This window comes from Arthrobacter sp. MA-N2, assembly GCF_000517125.1.
Lineage (GTDB): Bacteria > Actinomycetota > Actinomycetes > Actinomycetales > Micrococcaceae > Arthrobacter > Arthrobacter methylotrophus.
In genome coordinates this window covers 2,298,289-2,316,827 of the sequence record NZ_KI912155.1, presented here as the reverse complement: position 1 = coordinate 2,316,827, position 18,539 = coordinate 2,298,289, and the positions used below count along the sequence as shown (strand labels likewise).

The window sequence follows — 18,539 nt, the reverse complement described above, 5'->3', positions numbered from 1 at the left end:
AATACGTGTTGTTAGGACTACGTGTTTTTAGGACTACGTGGCAGTCACGAGCGGCTGACCGCCAGATGTGGCGGCGTCACCTAGTAATTGTCCCACCAATTGGCTTCGCGGCCGCCATCCGCGGTACTACGGCACTACTCCTCCGGCTTCGCCAACTCGTCCCACAGCTCGGAGAGCTTCTGCCTGCGCGACACTCCGAGCTTGCCGTAAACCCGCTGGAGGTGGGCGTTGACCGTGTTGACGGCGATGCCTAACCTCGCGGCCACTTCCGCGCTGCTCAGCCCGGAAGCGACCAAGGCAGTCACTTCGCGTTCGCGCTGGGAGAGCTTGACAATCCCGGGAAGAACGGAGGATCCGGTCTCCGGACTTTCCGGGTGGGCTTCGTCATGTTCAAACCCCTCTTCCTGCCCGAACGCCCATTCTTGCTGAGGCTCACCTGTGCGTGGCTGTCCTGTTCCCATTTCCTGCCCCGTTTCCTGTCCCGATGGCATGCCGGACTCGACGCTCCACACCACCTCCGATACCCCGGCTCCCGGGCGCCGGTAGCCACGGCTACCGGTACGGGCGGCCAGGCCGAGGTTCAGCATTTCGAGCGCCCGATGCCCTTTCTTGGCGGCGGAACCCGCGAGTTGAAGAAGCTTCCGGTGTGAATGTTCTGCCCCGATCAGCACTGAACGCGCTGCGGATGAATAGCTTTCGCCCAGCTGCGAGGCCAGATAGTTCCCGCCGCTGCGGCGCGAATCGTAGGCCGCGAGGGCGCGACGCACCTGGCCGACATCGCCCAGCAACCACGCGGCTGCGGCAAGTCCCCCAAGGGCCGGTGGCAGAAGCCCCTCCGGGTCAGCTTCGTCCAGCCGGGCCCTGGCTTGGCGGAATTGCTCACAAGCCAGTTCCAGGCTGCCCTGCCTGGCAAGCACAAGCGCCCTGTAGAGGTGGGCCGCCCCGCCGAAATAGCTCGTCCGGTTGCTGTAGCTGGAACTGCCGGCGCAGAACATCTCGGAACCGCCCCATTGACCGCGCCAGATCAAATTCGACCCGTGGATGGTCAACACAGTGGAATGGAAGTCCACGGGGCACCGGGGCAACCGCCCCAGGGCTTCCAGTGCCAGAGTGGAAAGGGCGACGGCGTCGGCGAACCGCCCGCTGACAGCCAGCCCTTGGGAGACGAGCGCCATCAGGAGCACGCCGGCCTGGGTGGGAGGTGGTGGATGGCGCTCCGAACGCAGTCCCGGGTCGATCAATTGGCTGTGGCAAAGCCTTTGGAAAAGCTCGCCGCCGGATGACGGCCAGCTACCGTTCTGGGCATCGAGATACAGCTGGAGAACCTCCAGCTCGTCCCGGACAGCCGATAGCTCAAGAAACGCCGGATCGCCCGGCTGGATCCCGACGGCGGCAGTCTCCACCCGCCGTCGTGCGTCCTCAAGCGCAGCCTGCAGCACATTCGATCCGGGAGATGTTGGCAGAAGTGCGTGCAGCAGCATCCATACGGCGTGGGCGAAGTCCACCGTCAGGACGTCCTGGGTGTTTGCCACCAAACCTTTCAGGACTGTCACAGCCCCGGAATAATCTCTCGTTTGATAAAGGGCCCGCGCCAGCTCCACTCCTGCAAGCAGTGCTAATCCCGGCGCCCGCACCGCTTCCGCAGACCGGCGCGCCCTCCGATTGTCATGAATGTCGTTCGCGGCGATGGCCACGGCCAGAAGGTCCGCGTCGGAGACGGGCAAACCGCTTGCCTGTTCGAGGTCCACGCGGCGGAACAACGCCCACAGGGAGTCATCGGCAACCGGTTCGGACGCCTGGTGGATGTCCCTCCGAAGTTCAAGGATCCTGGCAGGTCCCAGCTGCTGCCGGGCCAGCCTGCCCTCGATGGCGTGGCTGAGCGATGCTGCCTCCTGGTTGTTGAGCTGAACACGGATCGTTCCGTCGCCCCGAAGCGCATCGACGGAACGCTTCTGGGCCAGCTGTTCAAGGACGGCCAGTGGTATCGGCTCCCCCACGGCCAGCAGGTCGACAACCTGCCGCTGCGGCACGGAATATCCCTCAAGGCGGTGCCGCGTCAGCTCGAACACCTGGGAACCGTCCGAGCGGATCGGTCCGGACAGCATCCAGGAATCAGCCTGCTCCACGATCTCTCCACGCGCCGCGGCTTCATCCAGAAGCAACTTCGCGGTCTGCAGGTTTCCTCCCGTCAGGGCATGGATATCACGGACCATGCTGTGCGCCACGCGTCCGCTGAGTCGGTCTTCAAGGAATTCACGAAGCTGCTCTTGCGTGAGATCGTCCAATGTCACGACCGACAGCTGCCGCGAAACCACCGACTCCATCAGCTCCATTCGCAAGGGCCGGTCTGAGCGGTGGGTGGCAATCATGCGGATGTCCGGTTCAACAAGCAGCTGGTTCAGAAGCCACAACGACATGTCGTCCAGGAAGTCGATGTTGTCCAGAACCAGCAACGCCGAGGTCCCCGGAGTCGCGGCGCCCCGCACTGCCTTGCGGCAAGCCGCAACGATGGAACCCGGCCACACCTTGGACCGGGCTGGGAGGTCCGGAACCAGGGCCATGGCGATTCCACACGGAATCTCCGCGAAAGACTCGGAGACGTTGTGGGCGATCACGCTGAAGGACCCGCGCAGAACCGAAGCGGCGGCGTCCAAGAGGGTGGTCATGCCCGAGCCGCCCGGACCTGAAATGACTATCCCGGCTGGTTCCGGCCCTGACAAAGCAATAACAATCTCTTGAAGCTCGGCTGCCCGAATGATCGGGGGCGAGGTGTGGGTCCCTTCAGTATCGTCCATGGTCCTGTCTCATCTTTGGGCCGCCGGACACGTGTTCCTGACGGCCGCGGCATGGACCGGTGTCTTTTCCAAACGTTACCTGCGGGTTTCTGTCCTGGATTGAGTGGTAACTACTTGGTTTTCCCGGGCTACTTGCACCAGGCATCCGCGCTCCACGGAGCGCCTGGGAGGGGTCCGGCGGCGACGGCACGACCCCGGATTTATAGCCGCTGTTACCGTCCTGTGATCTGACTGTGTATGCTGGTCCCGCAAGAGTAAGTTCCGGCTGGCTACTTCTGGGGAGTTGAAGCGCAGCCGATTTCCGTAACGACTCTGTCGTGCACACACCATTTGGCCGTGTATGACGCTGCGGCATTTTTGCCTGCAGATAGCGCTTTTCATTGCCTAGGTCTCGTATGTCTATGTCCCCAACAGATATGTCACCCAAAATATGAAACACCTGTTCACCGCACTCATAGCCGTGGCGCTTCTGGCCTTCGGCGGGCTAGCTACCATCTCCGCCGTCCAGTCGTCACACAAGTCCTCCTACCAGGCAGGCGACCGGACTTCAGCGCGCCCCAGTCCTTCGGCTTCCCCCTCCTCCACGCGCACTTCGACGCCGACGCCGACGTCCACGTCGAGCAAGGTTCCGGTTGCGACGCCCTCAAGCCCGCCCGCCGTAGCCGCGCCGGCACCCGCACCCGCCACCGCAGCCCCCACTACGCCCGTCGCGGCACCCGCTCCCGCGCCGGCCACGGGAACCTACCCGCTGCACACCAACATCGTGAGCACCACTTTCTGGGTCGGCGAAATCTTCAATGCAAACCTCTCGGATGGTTCGCAAGTCTGCTCCACTTTCAACGGCCAGTGGGCCCTCCAGCACACCGGAGTCAACCTCGGAACCACCCCTGCCGGGGCGAGTGGCTGCCCGGGTAGCCCCTACGGTGGTTGCGATGGCGTGAGTTCCGGAACCGGCACGAGTTTCAAGTGCGCCACCGAACAGCGGGTCGCCAGCAACGGGTACTTCCCGTTGCACCAGCCCAAGCCGTTGCAAAACCCGTTCTACCTGGATCTGCCCTACGACGATGTCAATGACAGCGTCGCTTTCGCAGAGCGTTGCAAAGTGATCCCGTGGGCCGCCGCAGACAACGCCAAGACAGGCGTCAACCATTGCGCGGACTCGAACTACAGCTACATGAAGAACGCTTGGGTCCAGATCACGGGCCCCAACGGCGGCGTCTGCTACGGACAGGTTGAAGATGCGGGCCCCTCCAGCGGTTCCCTCTACCACGACTCCGCCTACGTCTTCGGGGCGAACAACGCCCGTCCCGTCAACAAGCAATTCTCCGGCGACCCGAGCCAAGGCGCCGGCATGGATGTCTCCCCGGCACTGAACGGCTGCCTCGGTTTCGCCGAGTTGAATGGCGACAACGACCACGTGTCGTGGCGTTTCGTTGACCGTGCCAGCGTGCCGGCCGGTCCGTGGCTCACTGTTGTCACCACTTCGGGAGTGACCAACTAACACCACGCGCGTTCCTTTGACCTGAGGGTCATTCCCCGGGAGCTACACCGACGCCCATGTCCCGGCCATCACAGGCTGCGGGCATGGGCGTCCGTGTGCCCGGGCCGGTTGTCCGGACAGCCTGAACCCCTAGCCGGTCCTCACGACGGACCGTTCGGGTACGTTGATCCCCTGAGGGGTGCGTTGAACCCTCCGAACCGGGCTGACCCAAACCCCCGACGAGCGCGACGAATATGCCTTAGGCAGTACTTGGAGGCAGATGACGGCGTCCAGGATCCGCATGAACGGAAACAAGGGAGCCAGCAACAAGAAGCGCGCGCTGCGCATCGAAACAGCGGCAAGCACTGTCAAGACAAGGTCCGGCAGGAAGACTCCGATCAGGACGTCCTGCGGCCGCAGGACGCCGGAGAGGAAGACAAAGACGTCCGATCGATTCCCAAAGATCCACACCTCGACGGCGGCGACGGACGACAGGAGGAACGCGGGCACCAACAGCACAAAGAAGATGCAGCTTGCAACGAGCTCAACGATGTAAAGGCCCAGGACAAACCAGAACTTGCTGAATTGCAGGCCGTGCCGCCTGACGGTCTGCCAGAAGCCAAGGATCCAACGACGCACCTGCTTGATGTAGTCCTTCAGATTGTCCGGATCCTGCGTATAGGCGACAGCTGCCCCTGGATGGAACGCAATTCGCCCCAGCTTCTTCGCGTGGATTTCGAACGTCATGTTGAAGTCTTCGATCACCAGGCCGGGCGCCAAGACCTCGATCTTTGCGAGCGCGCTGGTTCTGTACATGCTGGCGAATCCCGGAACGATCGAGACGACATTCGCGCCGCGGGATGCTTGGCCGTATTTGAGCAGCAATTGAACCACGATGTACAAACGCTCCCGGTAAGCCACCAGGAAGCGGCCCATCGCCGTTGGGGGTGCGGGGCTCATGATCGACTTGGCGCGTCCCGCGACGGCGACCACCGTGGGATCGGAAAACAGCGGCAGGCCGGTTTCGAGGTAGTCCGGAGACGGGCGGGTGTCGGCGTCCAAGAGCATGACCACCTTGAACCGCTTGCACAGATCAAAATGGGCGATGCCTGCCGCGAGCGCACCCGCTTTACCGCGATTCGGTTCGAGCTCGAGGACTTTTACCCCGGCTGCCCGCGCGATGGCGGCGGTGTCGTCAGTGGACATGTCCGATATGACGTGGATGTTGCGTCGCGGAACCAAAGCTGACGCGGCAAGGATTGTTTCCTTGATGACGAGGGCCTCATTGTGGGCAGCCACGAGGACCGCGACGTTCGAAGGATAGATCCGTGCTCCTTTTGAACGGTGGCGTGCCCGTCGTGGGATCGGCGCCTTGCCGCCAAACTGCAGATAGATCCGGTCGCGGGCCCGCCTGGACAATTCCCGGACGCGCCACCACCGCTCCCCCACCAAGCGGACAAGCCCGGCCACCGACCAAAAAATCGTGCTGATCCCCAGAACCAAAAAGATTGAAAGAAGTATCACGGCGACGGAGCTCCAATTGTGTCGTACATCTCGTAATCATCGGTAGCAAGCTGGCCATCGCTGAAGAGGTTCAAGCCAAAGCTGATTGCCTCAGCGCCGGCAGGAACCGGCGGGGTCTGCCAGATCGCTTGTTCGTAGCTGGTGTTTGCTGCAAACCACGGACTGGCCGTCCAGTAGGTCCACGTACCGAGCTTGTTCCGGTAATACACTTCAAATTGGGTCTTCGCGGTGGACTGATACCACGCACGAAGTGAATAGCTATGGCCGGCACTCACGCTCGGGGCGCATGCTCCAAGATCGAGGACGGGAAGCAATTTCGCGTCACCGGACGCATATTCCGTCACGTCCAGGCGTCGGGCCACCTCACCGCTGTGCCCCGGAGTCAAGGTGCTGAGCACGGCGGCATTCTTGCCGTAAGACGAAACCTGCCAGCATTGGGGCAAGCCATACTTACCGATGGTTTCCAGTCCAGGATTCCGAATGGCGTTTTTGCCCGGTGCCGCCGGTGCAGGTACCGGCCCGTTCACCACCGCTTGCGCCACGCCACCGATCACCTCATGTACCGTGCGCACGGCCATTGTCCCTGTTCCGGTCGTCGCTGCCAGCCAGGTGGCGAATTGTTCGAACAAGGCCGGGCTGACGGAGCGGGGACTGCCGCTGTCATCTATGTCGTAGAAGGCCAGCTGCAACCAGCCTCCGGCTTTTTCCGCTTGCTCTACCGTCGCCTCAAGGTTTGCCAAGGTCCAAGCGCTGCCGACCTCTGATGCTGCCCGTGTTCGGAAAAGGTCTGCGGGCCGGACGCTTTCTGCGGCAACGCAGCCCGCACAGTCAAGGGGCGTGTGGATTTCGCCGAGACCCCGGGCGCTGTTGTAGCCGCATCCAGCGACGATTCTTTCCGCCGGAGCCGATGAGGCCGCGAACGGGTAGGCGAAGGACGTGACCTTAAAGCCCCAATCCGTCAGGTTCACCCGATCGTCGCAGATCTGCCGTGACGCTTCGTCAGGCTCTACCGAGGTCACATCGGCAAGCGTGACGGTATGACCACCGATCTCATTCTGGTCCGCCGCCAGGCTGTGTAGGTTGTCCATGGTCATATAGCCAGGAGCACCAACAAAGCCCGAGTCGATGAAAAAGGTGCCGCGGAGGCCGTGGTCCTTCAAGATCCGGGCTGCTTCCATCTGGCTTGACCTGCCGGCATCGAACGTGAGGCTGACAGAGGACAGCGGCGCGGAAGGCGTGGGGCTACCGTTCCCGGCCCCATCTACGGGAGCACGGCTTCCATTGATCAGCGGGGCAGTACCCGTTAACAGGAGCAGCACCGCCACCCATGAGACCGCCCAGAAGCCCGCCCGTTTCCTGGAAGTGCGGACCGGGCCGGATGCGCGGTCCTTCCCTTCGGAACTCATCGCAGACCCTCGTTCGGCAGATTCCTGAAGGGGCCGGTGGCGACTGGGGGAAGCCTCGGTCTCAAAGGCTTATTCACCACCGGCCCCCGTTCAGGGGCCCTCCCTGCGAGGGCGTGCTGCCATAAGGCAACACTGTCAATTGGCGATGGATTTTGGCGAGGAACAGCACGGAGCCCCCCCAGAACGGACTCGAACTCAAGCCAGGCGCCTCCCAGGATCAATCCGCTTCGTCCAGATGCCGCTCGGACCAGAGCGTCCGTTTCCATTGTGAGACCTGTCTTTCCCCCGTTGCCCTCAACCAACTGACCTCATCAGCGTATGAAGTCAAGCCTCGGCGGACACGAGTAGGCTCTACCCGTCTTTCGCGCAACATTGGCCCCCAGGACCGCGCCACTACTCGTACGCTACGCACCAACGCAAGCGGAATACGGCCCCGGGGCGCAGTCAGCGCGAATCAAGTCTGTTCGTGGTGAAATGGTGCATTAGGACATTCGGAGTCTAGGGATGGCGGAGGAGCGTGTCCAAGAAACAGGGAAATGACACCCCGGTTGCGGCTGAAGCAGGCACCGCACGGGGCGTCCGTGGCCCGTTCGCCGAAGCCGATGGACATCGCTCCGACAGACGCCGCCCGCTGTCAACCCGCGCCAGGGCGTGGATCGCCGTCGCCCTGGTGGTGGCGGGGATCGGAGGTCTTCTCGTGTGGCGGGTGACGACCGACGCAAACGGCTCGCTCCAGCCAGCTTGGTTTTCCGGATACGTTGATGTCACCGTGGTGCCGCAATACCCCTTTGAGGCGCCCACCGGAGACGGCACGAGGAATGTCACGTTGGCGTTTGTCGTGGCATTGGCTGGACAGCCCTGCACGCCCAGTTGGGGCAGTACTTACAGCCTTGATGCTGCGAAGACTTCGCTCAACCTCGAGGAACGGATCGCCAAGCTTCGGTCAAACGGCGGGGCGTTCGCAGTGTCCTTCGGGGGCTCGGTGAACAGTGAGCTTGCCAACTCCTGCCAGAGTGCGGCGGATCTGGAAACCGCCTACGGGGCCGTACTGCGGCGTTACAACCCCGGAACCATCGACTTTGATATTGAAGGCGACAATCTCCTGGACAGCGCCGCGTGGCAGCGCCGTGCAGCAGCTGTCGGGGCCCTCCAGAAGGAACGCAGCAAGGAAGGACAAGCCCTCTCCGTGTGGCTGACTCTCCCTGTCACCCCTCAAGGATTGACCGACGCCGGAACCTCCGCCGTCGACCAGATGCTCGCCGCTGGGGTCCAGTTGTCCGGCGTCAACATCATGACGATGAACTACGGTTCGAGCCGGAGGGACTCCCAGACCATGCTCGATGCCGGAACCTCAGCAGCGCAGGCCACCCACGAGCAACTCAGCATCATCTATCAACGAGCGGGCATGGACCTCAGCAGCGAGCAGATTTGGAGGAAGATGGGCTTGACCCCCATGATCGGCTTGAACGACCTCCCCGGCGAAGTGTTCGATCTGGATGCAGCACGCGGGCTGAACGCGTTCGCCGTCAGCAACGGCGTGGAACGAGTGTCCATGTGGTCGTTGAATCGGGACATGCAGTGCCCGCAGAACGCTCCGGAAGGTCCGGCCAGCCACGTTTGCAGCGGCATCGACCAAGGGACGCAGCGCTTCTCGGACCTGTTGGGTGCGGGATTCCAGGGCAAGCTGCCCTGAGTCCGCCCCCAGGACGGGATCATGCCAGGCCCGGACGATCCGTTCTATCCCGGTTCTTGGCTTCGGCCGGACGGGCAAGGTGCCGGCCGCTGCCGCGCCTAAACAGCTTCTTGAACCACAGCATGGATACCTCCAGTTTTCGAGGGATTGCTTGCACCGGATACGGCTGGCCAGGCACCGGGGGCCTACTGCACTTGGCTGACCGTGACGATGTTCAACCACGGCCCGGCAGGAACCTGGTCGCGTGCCACGAACTGCCAGTCGACCTTGTCCGACTCTCCATCAAGCTCGGAAAAACCGAGGCAGCCGTTGAGCGCGGGCGAGACATCCATGCCGGCGCCGTTGAAATTCTTGTTCACCGGGCGGGCATCGTTGGAGCCGAAGACGTAGTCCTTGTCGTGGTACTGGCCGGGGCCGGCGTCTTCGATCTGTCCGTAGCATTCACGGCCGTCCTTGCGGATTCTGACCCACTGGTTCTTCATGTAGCTGAATGAACGGTTTTGGGCGTTGCCCGCGAATCCGGGGTCGTTGGCCCAGGGGATGACGCTGGCGCGTTCGGCGAACGCAGTGGCATCGTTGACGTCGTCGAAGGGAAGATCCAGATAGAACGGGTTCTGCTTTGGGGTCATGGCGGTCGGCGCATATCCCTTGGCTTGCGTTCGCGCCTCGGTTTGGCAGCCATTCGTGTTAACGCCGTCGCAGCCTCCATAGCTCTGCATCCATTGGGAATCGTAAGTGGACATGACCTGGCTGCCGTCTGCTGCGTTGGGATCAAAGATCTCACCGACCCAAAAGGTCGTGGACACGATCCCGGTGTGCCAGGGGTATTGCCTTGCGGCCGTGGTTCCTTGACTCGGAGTGGGTCCAGGCCCCGGCCCGGGCCCCGTACAGGCTGCCGTGAGCAGGGCGAGACAAAATGCGACACCAACAGATACGCGTTTCCGACGCTTGACGGCGGACGTCGCTGTATTCACCATTCACTCCCTTGAGACTTAACCAGGTGCTTGTTCGCAGTGTACGTGGCCGTGGGCGGTCGATCCCCGCACATCGCCGGAGACCGGCCACCCACTGTTTCCTCCTGGACCAGCTACCACCGTCAGCCCTGGGGGAATCAAGAAGCCATGGTGATTTTCCAACCCGCGGGATCCAGGACTTTCACCGGTTTGTAGTCGGCTGCGACGTTGAGGATGATTTCATCCAGGGTGGTCTTCGGGTCGAAGCCGACAAGGCCGAACGACTTGCTGTTGTCCGGAACGCGCCGCCGCATGTCCTCGTACCCTTCCGAGTAGGCCTGCTCATAGGGAACCAGCGAAATGGGGCTGTTACTTCCGAGGAGTTCAACGATCCGTTCGGCGAGCGTCAGGATGGATATCTCGTAGCTGCCACCGAGGTTGTACGCGTTCCCGTAGGCGAGTGGTTCCTCGGAAATGCGGGTGATGGCCGGAACGATGTCACCGACGTAGGAGAAGCATCTGGTCTGCTTGCCGTCGCCGTACACCGTCAGGGGCTCACCGAGGAGCGCTTGGCGCACGAGTCGCGGAACAACCATTCCGTAGCGGCCTGTCTGCCGCGGCCCCACCGTGTTGAAGAGCCGCACAATGGCAACCGGGAGTCCGAACTGGCGCCAGTACGCGTGAGCAAATGCTTCATCGATGCCCTTGGCCGCCGCATATGTCCACCTGGACTTGAGCGCGGATCCCAAGATGCGGTCGGCTTCCTCCGAGAGGCTGTCCGAGGCGTTTTTGCCATAGATCTCGCTGGTGGATGCCAACAACAGCGAGGCTCCCGACTCCAGCACCGAGTCCAGAACCACTTCGGTGCCATGGATATTCGTGCGTAGGCTCTCCAGCGGGTGGTCCACAATCAGGTTCACGCCTACGGCGGCAGCCAAATGGAAGACCCTATCGGCACCGGCCACCACCTTGTCCACGGCGTCCCGGTCGAGGATGGTGCCCTCGACGAAGTGGAACTCCCGGTGGCCGATGACGCCTTTGAGATTCTCCAGGCGTCCCGTCGACAAGTTGTCCAGGACTGCGACTTCGTCTCCGGCCGCCAGCAGATGCTCAACAAGGTGGCTTCCTATGAATCCGGCACCGCCGGTAATTGCTGTTTTCATTACTCCTGCTTCCTCGAAACCTAATGGATCTAGAGCCGGGTTACGTTGTCGGCTTTGGGCAAGCGGTACGTCGTATCAAGGACTGCTGCTGCTCCGGCCAGCCAGTCAAGGTCCATTTGGCTGTGCCTCGTGTGCAGGATCACCAGATCTGCACCCCACTCAGCCGGCGACGACTCCGAGCGGAGTTCCCCTCCGTGCCCGTCGGGCGCCGTCTGGCACCAAGGATCGGAGTATGCCACTTCGGCCCCGTCGGCGATCAAGGCTGCGATGATCTCCAACGCCGGGGATTCCCGAAGGTCTTCGACGTCGGGCTTGTATGCGACCCCAAGAACCATGACCCGGGCGCCGGAAACACCGTGGTTGCGGTCCGACAGGATCCGCCGGGCCTTTTCCACCACTTGGTGGGGCCTGCCGGCAATCCCGGCCATCGCTTGCTCGATCACCGGCGCAGTGAGGCGGGCCTTCCGCAATTGCCACAACAAGTAATGGGGGTCGCAGGGGATGCAGTGTCCGCCGACTCCGGGCCCAGGGGTAAACGGCATGAATCCGTAGGGTTTGGTGGAAGCCGCATCGATGACGTCCATGACCTCCATGTTGAGTTCGTGGCAGATATCAGCGAACTCGTTCGCCAAGGCGATATTGACGGCCCGGAAGGTGTTCTCCACGAGCTTGGTCATTTCAGCGACGTCGGCCGACGGGACGACGTGTACCAGCTTGGTGCTCGCGCTCAGAAGGCGTTCGGCCGCTTCCCCGCAAGCCGGGGTTACGCCGCCGACGACCCGGGGCACATCTTCGTGCGAGAACGAGTCAACGCCAGGGTTGATGCGCTCCGGCGAAAATGCGACGAAAACGTCGCGGCCCGGGATGAGCCCTTTGGCAGCCAGGGGCAAGGCCAGAAGGTCCCGGGTGGATCCCACATACGTCGTAGAGGTAAGCATCAGAAGTTGGCCGGCGGTGGCAAAATCGACCACGGAGGCGCAGGCCGCTCGAAGAATACCGAGGTCCGGGACCAAATACTCGTCGACCGGGGTGGGAACGCAAACAACCACTGCCGCCGCACGGGCAAGCAACGACAAATCGCTGCTCAGCATGAACGTAGGGTCCAGCAGTGCGTTGCTGAGGCGCTCTTTGTCGGAGTCCAGAAGGTCTGCCCGCTGCTCGCGGATCACCGCGAGCCGGCCGTCGGACACATCCAGGCCCAGCACCCGCCGGCCCGAGGCGTTGATTGCCAGGGCGGTTGGCAGGCCCACATAGCCCATGCCCACGATTGCCACGTCGAAGCTGAATGCCTGGTCTTGCGTGGTGGTCCTTGCTGCCGTGCCCTCCGGCCATGCCGGTGCAGGCGCGTGCAAGGACTGTGAGCTTCCGTTGAGCTCTGTCTTGAGGGTCTTTACCTTCGTGTTCGGTGCCATGGTCAGTCGACCTCCCGGTGCCTGTTGTCTCCAGTGTGAAAAAAAGCCGGCGACGAAACGGGTTGTGCCCTGGTCTCAGAGGGCGCGTGTCCGCGCGCCGCCGGCTCGCTTGTGGGGGTACCCGCAGAATGCGGGAGACCGGTCGCATTGGAGCTGATTTCTCGCCGGATTACCGGTTGGTTTTCCTTTAGCAAAGAATTCTTCCTGCGTTTCATCTCGAGACCCACTTATCCCCAATTGAGTGGCGGTTGCCATCAAGAAGAGCGTATTAACCAACCCCTACGGCGGGCGCGAGTGGGCTCTACCCGTCTTTGGATGCGTTGTCCCGCAAGCCACCGTTGACTACCCGTTCAAGCACTTTTAACCACTCGATTCAGTACTCGTTTTTGGCTCTAGCGCCCTTTGCGTGCCTTTTGCAGCGCACGACGGCGGAAGCCGGCTTCCGGGAATCGGTCACCGCCTGGGAGTGGGAAGTCAGTTGTGCGTGCGGTTAGCCCTGGCCCTGCGTGCCTTGGACTCCGTTTATGAGGTCCTCACGGTGGCTGATGCCAAGCTTGGCAAACATCCGATAGAGATGGCCTTCAACGGTGCGCAGGGATAGGCCCAAGCCAAGCGCAATGTCCTTGTTGCTGGATCCCGATTGCACGAGCGTTGCGATTTCCTGCTCCCGCCTGGTCAGCTTATGAAGGTCGGGGGAAGTCCCGTCAACAACCGGGCTCGCCTTGTCGAGGGCGGCGGTGCGCCGTTTGAGAAGCCGCTGTCCCTCAAGCTGGCGCGCCTTGTCCCCCCTGCTTTCCAAGATCCGGAGGGCGTGGCTGGCACAATCAGCCGCAGCAAGCTCTAAGCCATCCCTCGCGGCCGAATCACTGAGCTCGATCAGGCGATCCGCGTCCTTGTGCACCAAGGCCAGTCCGACGCTCAGGGCAAACTCGGCGGTGCGGCCTTCGCTGCCTTCGGCTACCGCTATCAGCCGGCGCGCCACACTCGTATCTCCCAGTCTCAGCACCAACATGAGGATGTCGATCTCCGCACTGATCGCACCGTTCGCCGCCGCCGAATCCGCAAGCGACATGAGTCTCGCGATCGCTGTCTGCGATCCGCTCTGATCTGCCCTGGCAACTGCCGCATGGCCTTGGGCCAGAAGGGACGGATGCACACCTTCCCGGATCAATGCGTCGTACTCGTTTGAGTACGTCATGGCAGTGTCCCGGCGTTTCAGGATCGACGCAGCGTACGCGGCGGCAGCTACGGCGTCGGGCAGCTCGTTTCCCATATCCGAGACACGCAGCATGCTGACCGCCTGGCGAAGCCGTGGAAGCGCCACGCCCAGATCGCCTCTGCGCAAGTCCACCATCCCTGCCGCCAGATGGAGCATCCCGCCCGAATAGATGAGAGAGTTCGGCGCCTGTGAGACATGATTCCTCAGGAATGTCTCAAGAACGGCAAACTCGCCTGCTTGTTGCAGGGCAAGGATGTAAGTGCGCATCACAAAGCCCGCGTATTGGAGACTCCAATCGCCGCTCGAAGCGACCATCTCCTGGATCCCCATCAGAATCTGGAGGGCAGATACCGGCCGACCAGTGACCGCCATCGCCTCGGAAAGCAAGGTGGCCGCCACGAGTCGGGACTCGTCGTCGTCCGTTTCTTTCCAAATCTGGCGGAGTTCACGTTCCGTTTCGACGTAGTGGCCTTCGGTTTGCAGGCCTTGGAGCGAAAGGAGCCTGCTTCCCAGCTTTCCGCGTTCCAGCTCGGCGGGGTCGATCCCGGGGGAAGACTCGGCAAGCCTGGCGAGGGCCGCTTCCCATTCGTAGGCGGCTTGTTTGACGGCGTTCGGCCCGAGGCCTTGGCGGCCGGCGAGTTGGGCCGCCAACATCGAAGCCTGCCGGATAGTCCGGGGATCACGCGTCCGATCCACCACTCCCGCAAGCGATGACACTGATCCCCGGATATCGCCGCGGTACCACTTGGCCCGCGCTACCTCCACTTGGGCGGCAAGTCTCAGGGCAGGATCCTTGATCGCGCCGACCACCCTCTCCACGTAGCTCGGGATGAACAGCCGGTTGGCCAGCTGGGCTGCTTCCAGGATGTCGGAGTCCGGGACCTCAGTGCCCGATTCCAATCCCCAGGAGACGAACCTCAGGAGGCCGTCCATGGTCTGTGGCTTGGCCTCCATGAGCTCCACGATGCGCCGTCGGATCGTCATGCTGTGGGCAGTGGGGACCAATTGACGGATCACTTCCCCCACCAGCGGCTGGGCGAGCCGGACATGCCGGGCAGGGTCGGACGCGATGTCAATGAAATGCAGCTCCTGCAGCTCGTCGACGGCGTTGGAGCTGCCGGCCTGCTGCACTACGCTCAGCGGGACGGGCTCGGCCAAGGCCACGGTCTCCAAGGTCTCCCGCTGTTCGGCTCCGAGCAAGAGGATCTGGTTCCGCACAAGGTCCATTAGCCGGACGCTGGTTCCCCGAAGTTCTCCCGAAAGCATCCATGAGTCGTTGCGGCAGACCAACTGGCCGAGCGACTTGGCATGCCCGATGAGTTCCAGGAGGAACATGGGGTTTCCCCCGGAATACTTGCAGAGAACAGCGCTGGAGCTTTGTACGACAGGTGCGTCCAAGGTCTGGGCGCACAATTGGTTGACTTCCTGTTCGTTGAGTGGCTGCAGGTCGAATCGATCCACGAGCCCTTCGGACCACATCGAGAAAACTTCTGCTGGCGGCGCAGGGTACGGGCGGCACAAGAACACGACCTTGGCGGCTTCCGCAGCCGCCAACTGTGCCAGGACAGCCACACTGCTGTCATCGAGGTGGTGTGCGTCTTCCACGATCAGGACTGCGGGCGCCGGATGCGGCTGGCCCGCCGGATTCAAGGCCGCTACGACCGTCCTGAGGACTGACAATGGTTCACTGATCTGGCCCGGCGTCAATCCGGTCAGGAGCGGTGCCAAAGCCGCAAAGGGAACAGAGGACAGGGTGGGTCCGGCAAAGACCCTGAAAGGGCGCACGCGTTGCCCGAGTTCGCGGACCACTTCGTTAATCAGTGCCGTCTTTCCGATTCCGGCGTCGCCGAAAAGCAGGACCCCGGGGCCGTTGACATCGAGGAGGCAGTCCACGACGGCGGCCATGACGCCGAACCGTCCGACCAGCGGCTCGGTCGAAACCACCTCGGTCATTGCGCACCGCCTTCTACGCTGCCAAGCGCGAAGCTCAGTTCGGAGCGTTCCACGATCTTCAGTTTGCCGAAGATCTGGTAGAGGTGCCCTTCCACCGTGCGTACCGAGACGTGGAGCTTCTCGGCGATGCCCTTGTTGCTTTCCCGCTTCGCCGCCAACCTGGCAATCTCCAGCTCACGCGCGGTCAGCTTGATCCCCTCGTTGTTGCCGCTTTGAGGTGTGCGCAAACGCTGTCGGCACGTTTCTGCGAGGTGCCGGGCCCTCCTGAGTGCCGTCTTGTCCAACTGGAACTGATCCACGTGCAACACGGTCTCGGCGATATCGAAGGCGAACCTGTCGTTCTGCATGTCTTCTGCCAATTGTGCTGCTTCAAGAAGACGCTCTGCGCTGCCCGCTATCGTCGCCCGAGCGTACGCGGCACACAATTCGGCGAATCGGCCCTGGCAATGGAGTGCCGAGTCCAGCAGCCGCGGAGCGGCCGCCACCGCCCCGAGCCGGACCGCCGAACTGAGGCAGAATATCTCGTGGCCGGGGGCACCTTCGTCCCTGTCGACGTCGGCCAGTCTGAGGAGTGCCTCGACGGCGGCCTCCGGACCCTCGAGTCGCTCCCGGGCCAGCGCGACGAAGTACTTCTTCGTCCGCTCTTTCCGCCATGTTGGCCGACGCAGCTGGGTGGACGCTTCCTCCAGGTAGCTCAAGGCCTGATCTTGCTCTCCTTGCAGGGCCGAGGCGTAGGCCGCTGCTGTACAGGCGACATCCAGCATGCCTTCGTTGTCCTGTACCCGCAGCTGGCTTATCACCGGAAGGAGTGCTTCCATGCCATCTTGGCCCCGTCCTTGGAGGCAACGGAAGATTGCTTTAGGAAGATCGATCGCCGTCGGGAGTGCCTCGACCGGGGAACCCAGGAGGTCTTCGCCGGGCTGGACCATTTCCGCGGCATGGTCCCACCGCCCGGCAAGCACGAAGGCGAATCTCAGACGCGATGAAGCGCGTCGGGCCGCGGCGACCGAAACAGCTGGATCATGGCAAGCGGCAATCAGCTGTTCCGCCATGTCCGCTGCCTCGGATTCCCGTCCGGTCAGGGCCCATGCCTCGCACAGCCAGCTTCCGGCAAGAAGCCGGAATTCCACCCCGTGCGACTCAAAATCCTGAAGTACCTCTTCCAGTTTTGCTGCCATCTCGGCATAGGAACCGGAATAGCTGGCCGCCTGCGATTCGGCCAGGACGAGGTCCTCCCATAGCTCGGAGACGTCCCGTCCTTCACCGGCCGAGGCGGTTTCGTCTTCCAGCCGCCCGCGGATTCGTGCCAGCGTCTCGCAAGCCTGAGCCGTGGTTTCGGCTCGGGCCAAAAGGATTGAGCACTCGGCCAACTTGAGCCGGACCCATTCCGAGAGGGTGGCTTCATCACCGGATTGATCCGCGGAAAACGTCAAGACTTCCTGGGCTCCGGCCAAGTCCCCCAGCGTCATCAAACCACGGGCTTCCTCGGCTACCGCCCCGGGCATCGTGGAATGGCTGGGGATGGACCGGACAAGGCGCAGGGCCAGGCGCGCATCAAGTTGCCGGTTGGCCATCGCGGCAGCTTCAATCACTTCGTCCGTGCCCAGCTTGGCTCCGCAGTCCAACGCCCACGCGGCCATGGACAGCACCACCGAGGGTTGGCCAAGGGACGGATCCATCGCCTCAAGGAGCTCGCCCCGAAGTTCGTTGCTTCGGCCAGGGGGAACGTTCGCCCGGACCACGTCGCCCACAAGCTGGCTTTGCAACCGGGCCATCCTGGGCAGCGAATCATCGACGACGAGGATGCCCCTCTTCTCAAGGGAGTCCACATCATCCGCTGATGCGAGCGCCAGCAGGGATTCCAAGGGGGCTGCCTTGGCAAGGGAGAGGACCTCCAACACCTTGCGTTCACCGCTGCCCAACCGGCCAAGCCGTGTAGTGATGAGATCGGTGATTGCCCGGCCGTGCACGTCGCTTCGTGACGTCAGGACCCAGACCCCGTCGCTCTTCAGGAGCGCCCCGGATTCAGCCAGTTCCGCCGCTAGCATCTTGAGGTAGTGCGGGTTACCCCCGCTGGCCGTCCACAGGGCATGGGCGCCGGATGGCGAGACTTTTGCGCCCAACCCGGACTCGAGCCAAGCGTGGGACTCTTGAAAAGTCAGTTGCTTGAGGTCTATGCGGTGCAGGAATCCGTCGCCACAGAGCCGTGTGATCTCGCCACAGAGCCGCTGCGGGTCCGTGCAGGTCAGGATAAGCTGGGCAGTGCCGTTCCTCGCGAGTTGTGCCACCGTCATGGCCGCCAGTTCGTCAAGCTCGGTAGCATTTTCTACGACCAGGTACACCGGCTTTCCCTCGGCGCGCTCACGGAGCAGATTGGTCAGCGCCGACAACACCAGGACCGGATGGGCCAAGTACCCGGCGTCCAGATCGCTCAAAAGGATATTCAGGGCGCCATACGGTGATTTCGCCAGCGCTGCGCTGCCGCGGATCACGACGACGAACGAGTGGCTGCGTAGTTCGTTCACCGCGCGCGTGGTCAGGTAGCTCTTGCCACTCCCCGACGGTCCCGTCACCAGCACGCCTCCCCTGGCGGTTGCCAGCGCGAGCGGGATGTCTTCAACGGCGGCCCTGTGCCCAATCGGCGGCCACGCCGTCGAAATTATCGACTTTCCTTCGGCTCCGTCAGGCGAAGAGGCCGGGGCCGCGTGGAATGCCTGGTACCGGGGCGCTCCCCCGGACCGAATGGCATGGACCGTAGATGCACTGCCTGTTGTCAACATGAGCGAGACCCCCAGTGATCGAGTGGTGACACCCCCCAATTAACCAGCTCGCCGTCAGCCCTACACCAGTAGTGAGTACTCGACTTTCATCCTGCCCGATACTCGTATGCGGGTGTAAGTACCCCTGCTGCGTGGGACGGGTACTCGACGTCGACAGTAGC

At 62.6% G+C, this 18,539-nt stretch carries 10 protein-coding genes; 2 read left to right on the top strand and 8 right to left on the bottom strand.

The window, feature by feature from the left end:
* Window positions 1-134 precede the first annotated feature (134 nt).
* Window positions 135-2,795 carry a LuxR C-terminal-related transcriptional regulator gene (locus tag A3M3_RS0111500; protein WP_028266451.1) on the bottom strand — a complete coding sequence of 887 codons (2,661 nt, stop codon included), beginning with the start codon at window positions 2,793-2,795 and terminating at the stop codon, window positions 135-137.
* A 430-nt stretch (window positions 2,796-3,225) separates the two neighbouring features.
* Between A3M3_RS0111500 and A3M3_RS0111490 the strand changes: the two genes are divergently transcribed.
* Window positions 3,226-4,296 carry a hypothetical protein gene (locus A3M3_RS0111490; RefSeq protein ID WP_028266450.1) on the top strand — a complete coding sequence of 357 codons (1,071 nt, stop codon included), beginning with the start codon at window positions 3,226-3,228 and terminating at the stop codon, window positions 4,294-4,296.
* 129 nt (window positions 4,297-4,425) lie between these two features.
* Here A3M3_RS0111490 and A3M3_RS0111485 read toward each other — a convergent pair whose 3' ends face one another.
* Complete coding sequence (locus A3M3_RS0111485; RefSeq protein WP_028266449.1) at window positions 4,426-5,799, bottom strand: glycosyltransferase family 2 protein; 1,374 nt, start codon at window positions 5,797-5,799, stop codon at window positions 4,426-4,428.
* Window positions 5,796-7,205, bottom strand: coding sequence for a polysaccharide deacetylase family protein (locus A3M3_RS0111480; RefSeq protein WP_028266448.1), 1,410 nt, complete (start codon window positions 7,203-7,205; stop codon window positions 5,796-5,798). Before A3M3_RS0111480 ends, A3M3_RS0111485 begins: the two co-directional genes overlap by 4 nt.
* 517 nt (window positions 7,206-7,722) lie before the next feature.
* On the opposite strand from A3M3_RS0111480, the gene A3M3_RS0111475 reads away from it, so the two are divergent.
* Entirely contained in the window at window positions 7,723-8,898 is a 1,176-nt protein-coding gene (locus A3M3_RS0111475; RefSeq protein WP_231497243.1) for a chitinase, read from the top strand.
* A gap of 185 nt (window positions 8,899-9,083) precedes the next feature.
* On the opposite strand, the gene A3M3_RS0111465 is transcribed toward A3M3_RS0111475, so the two are convergent.
* The 5 genes from A3M3_RS0111465 to A3M3_RS0111445 form a co-directional block, all read right to left on the bottom strand.
* Entirely contained in the window at window positions 9,084-9,704 is a 621-nt protein-coding gene (locus A3M3_RS0111465) for a hypothetical protein (RefSeq protein WP_231497242.1), read from the bottom strand.
* Window positions 9,705-10,009: 305 nt separating this feature from the next.
* Window positions 10,010-11,014: a dTDP-glucose 4,6-dehydratase gene (locus A3M3_RS24800; RefSeq protein ID WP_035741661.1), complete on the bottom strand. Its 1,005-nt coding sequence runs from the start codon at window positions 11,012-11,014 to the stop codon at window positions 10,010-10,012.
* A gap of 29 nt (window positions 11,015-11,043) precedes the next feature.
* On the bottom strand, window positions 11,044-12,426 hold the full coding sequence (locus A3M3_RS0111455; RefSeq protein WP_028266445.1) for a nucleotide sugar dehydrogenase: 1,383 nt from the start codon (window positions 12,424-12,426) through the stop codon (window positions 11,044-11,046).
* Between the two features lie 490 nt (window positions 12,427-12,916).
* Entirely contained in the window at window positions 12,917-15,598 is a 2,682-nt protein-coding gene (locus tag A3M3_RS0111450; protein ID WP_028266444.1) for a helix-turn-helix transcriptional regulator, read from the bottom strand.
* Window positions 15,595-18,378, bottom strand: a complete 2,784-nt coding sequence (locus A3M3_RS0111445) for a LuxR C-terminal-related transcriptional regulator (RefSeq protein ID WP_028266443.1) — start codon at window positions 18,376-18,378, stop codon at window positions 15,595-15,597. Before A3M3_RS0111445 ends, A3M3_RS0111450 begins: the two co-directional genes overlap by 4 nt.
* Between the last annotated feature and the right edge of the window lie 161 nt (window positions 18,379-18,539).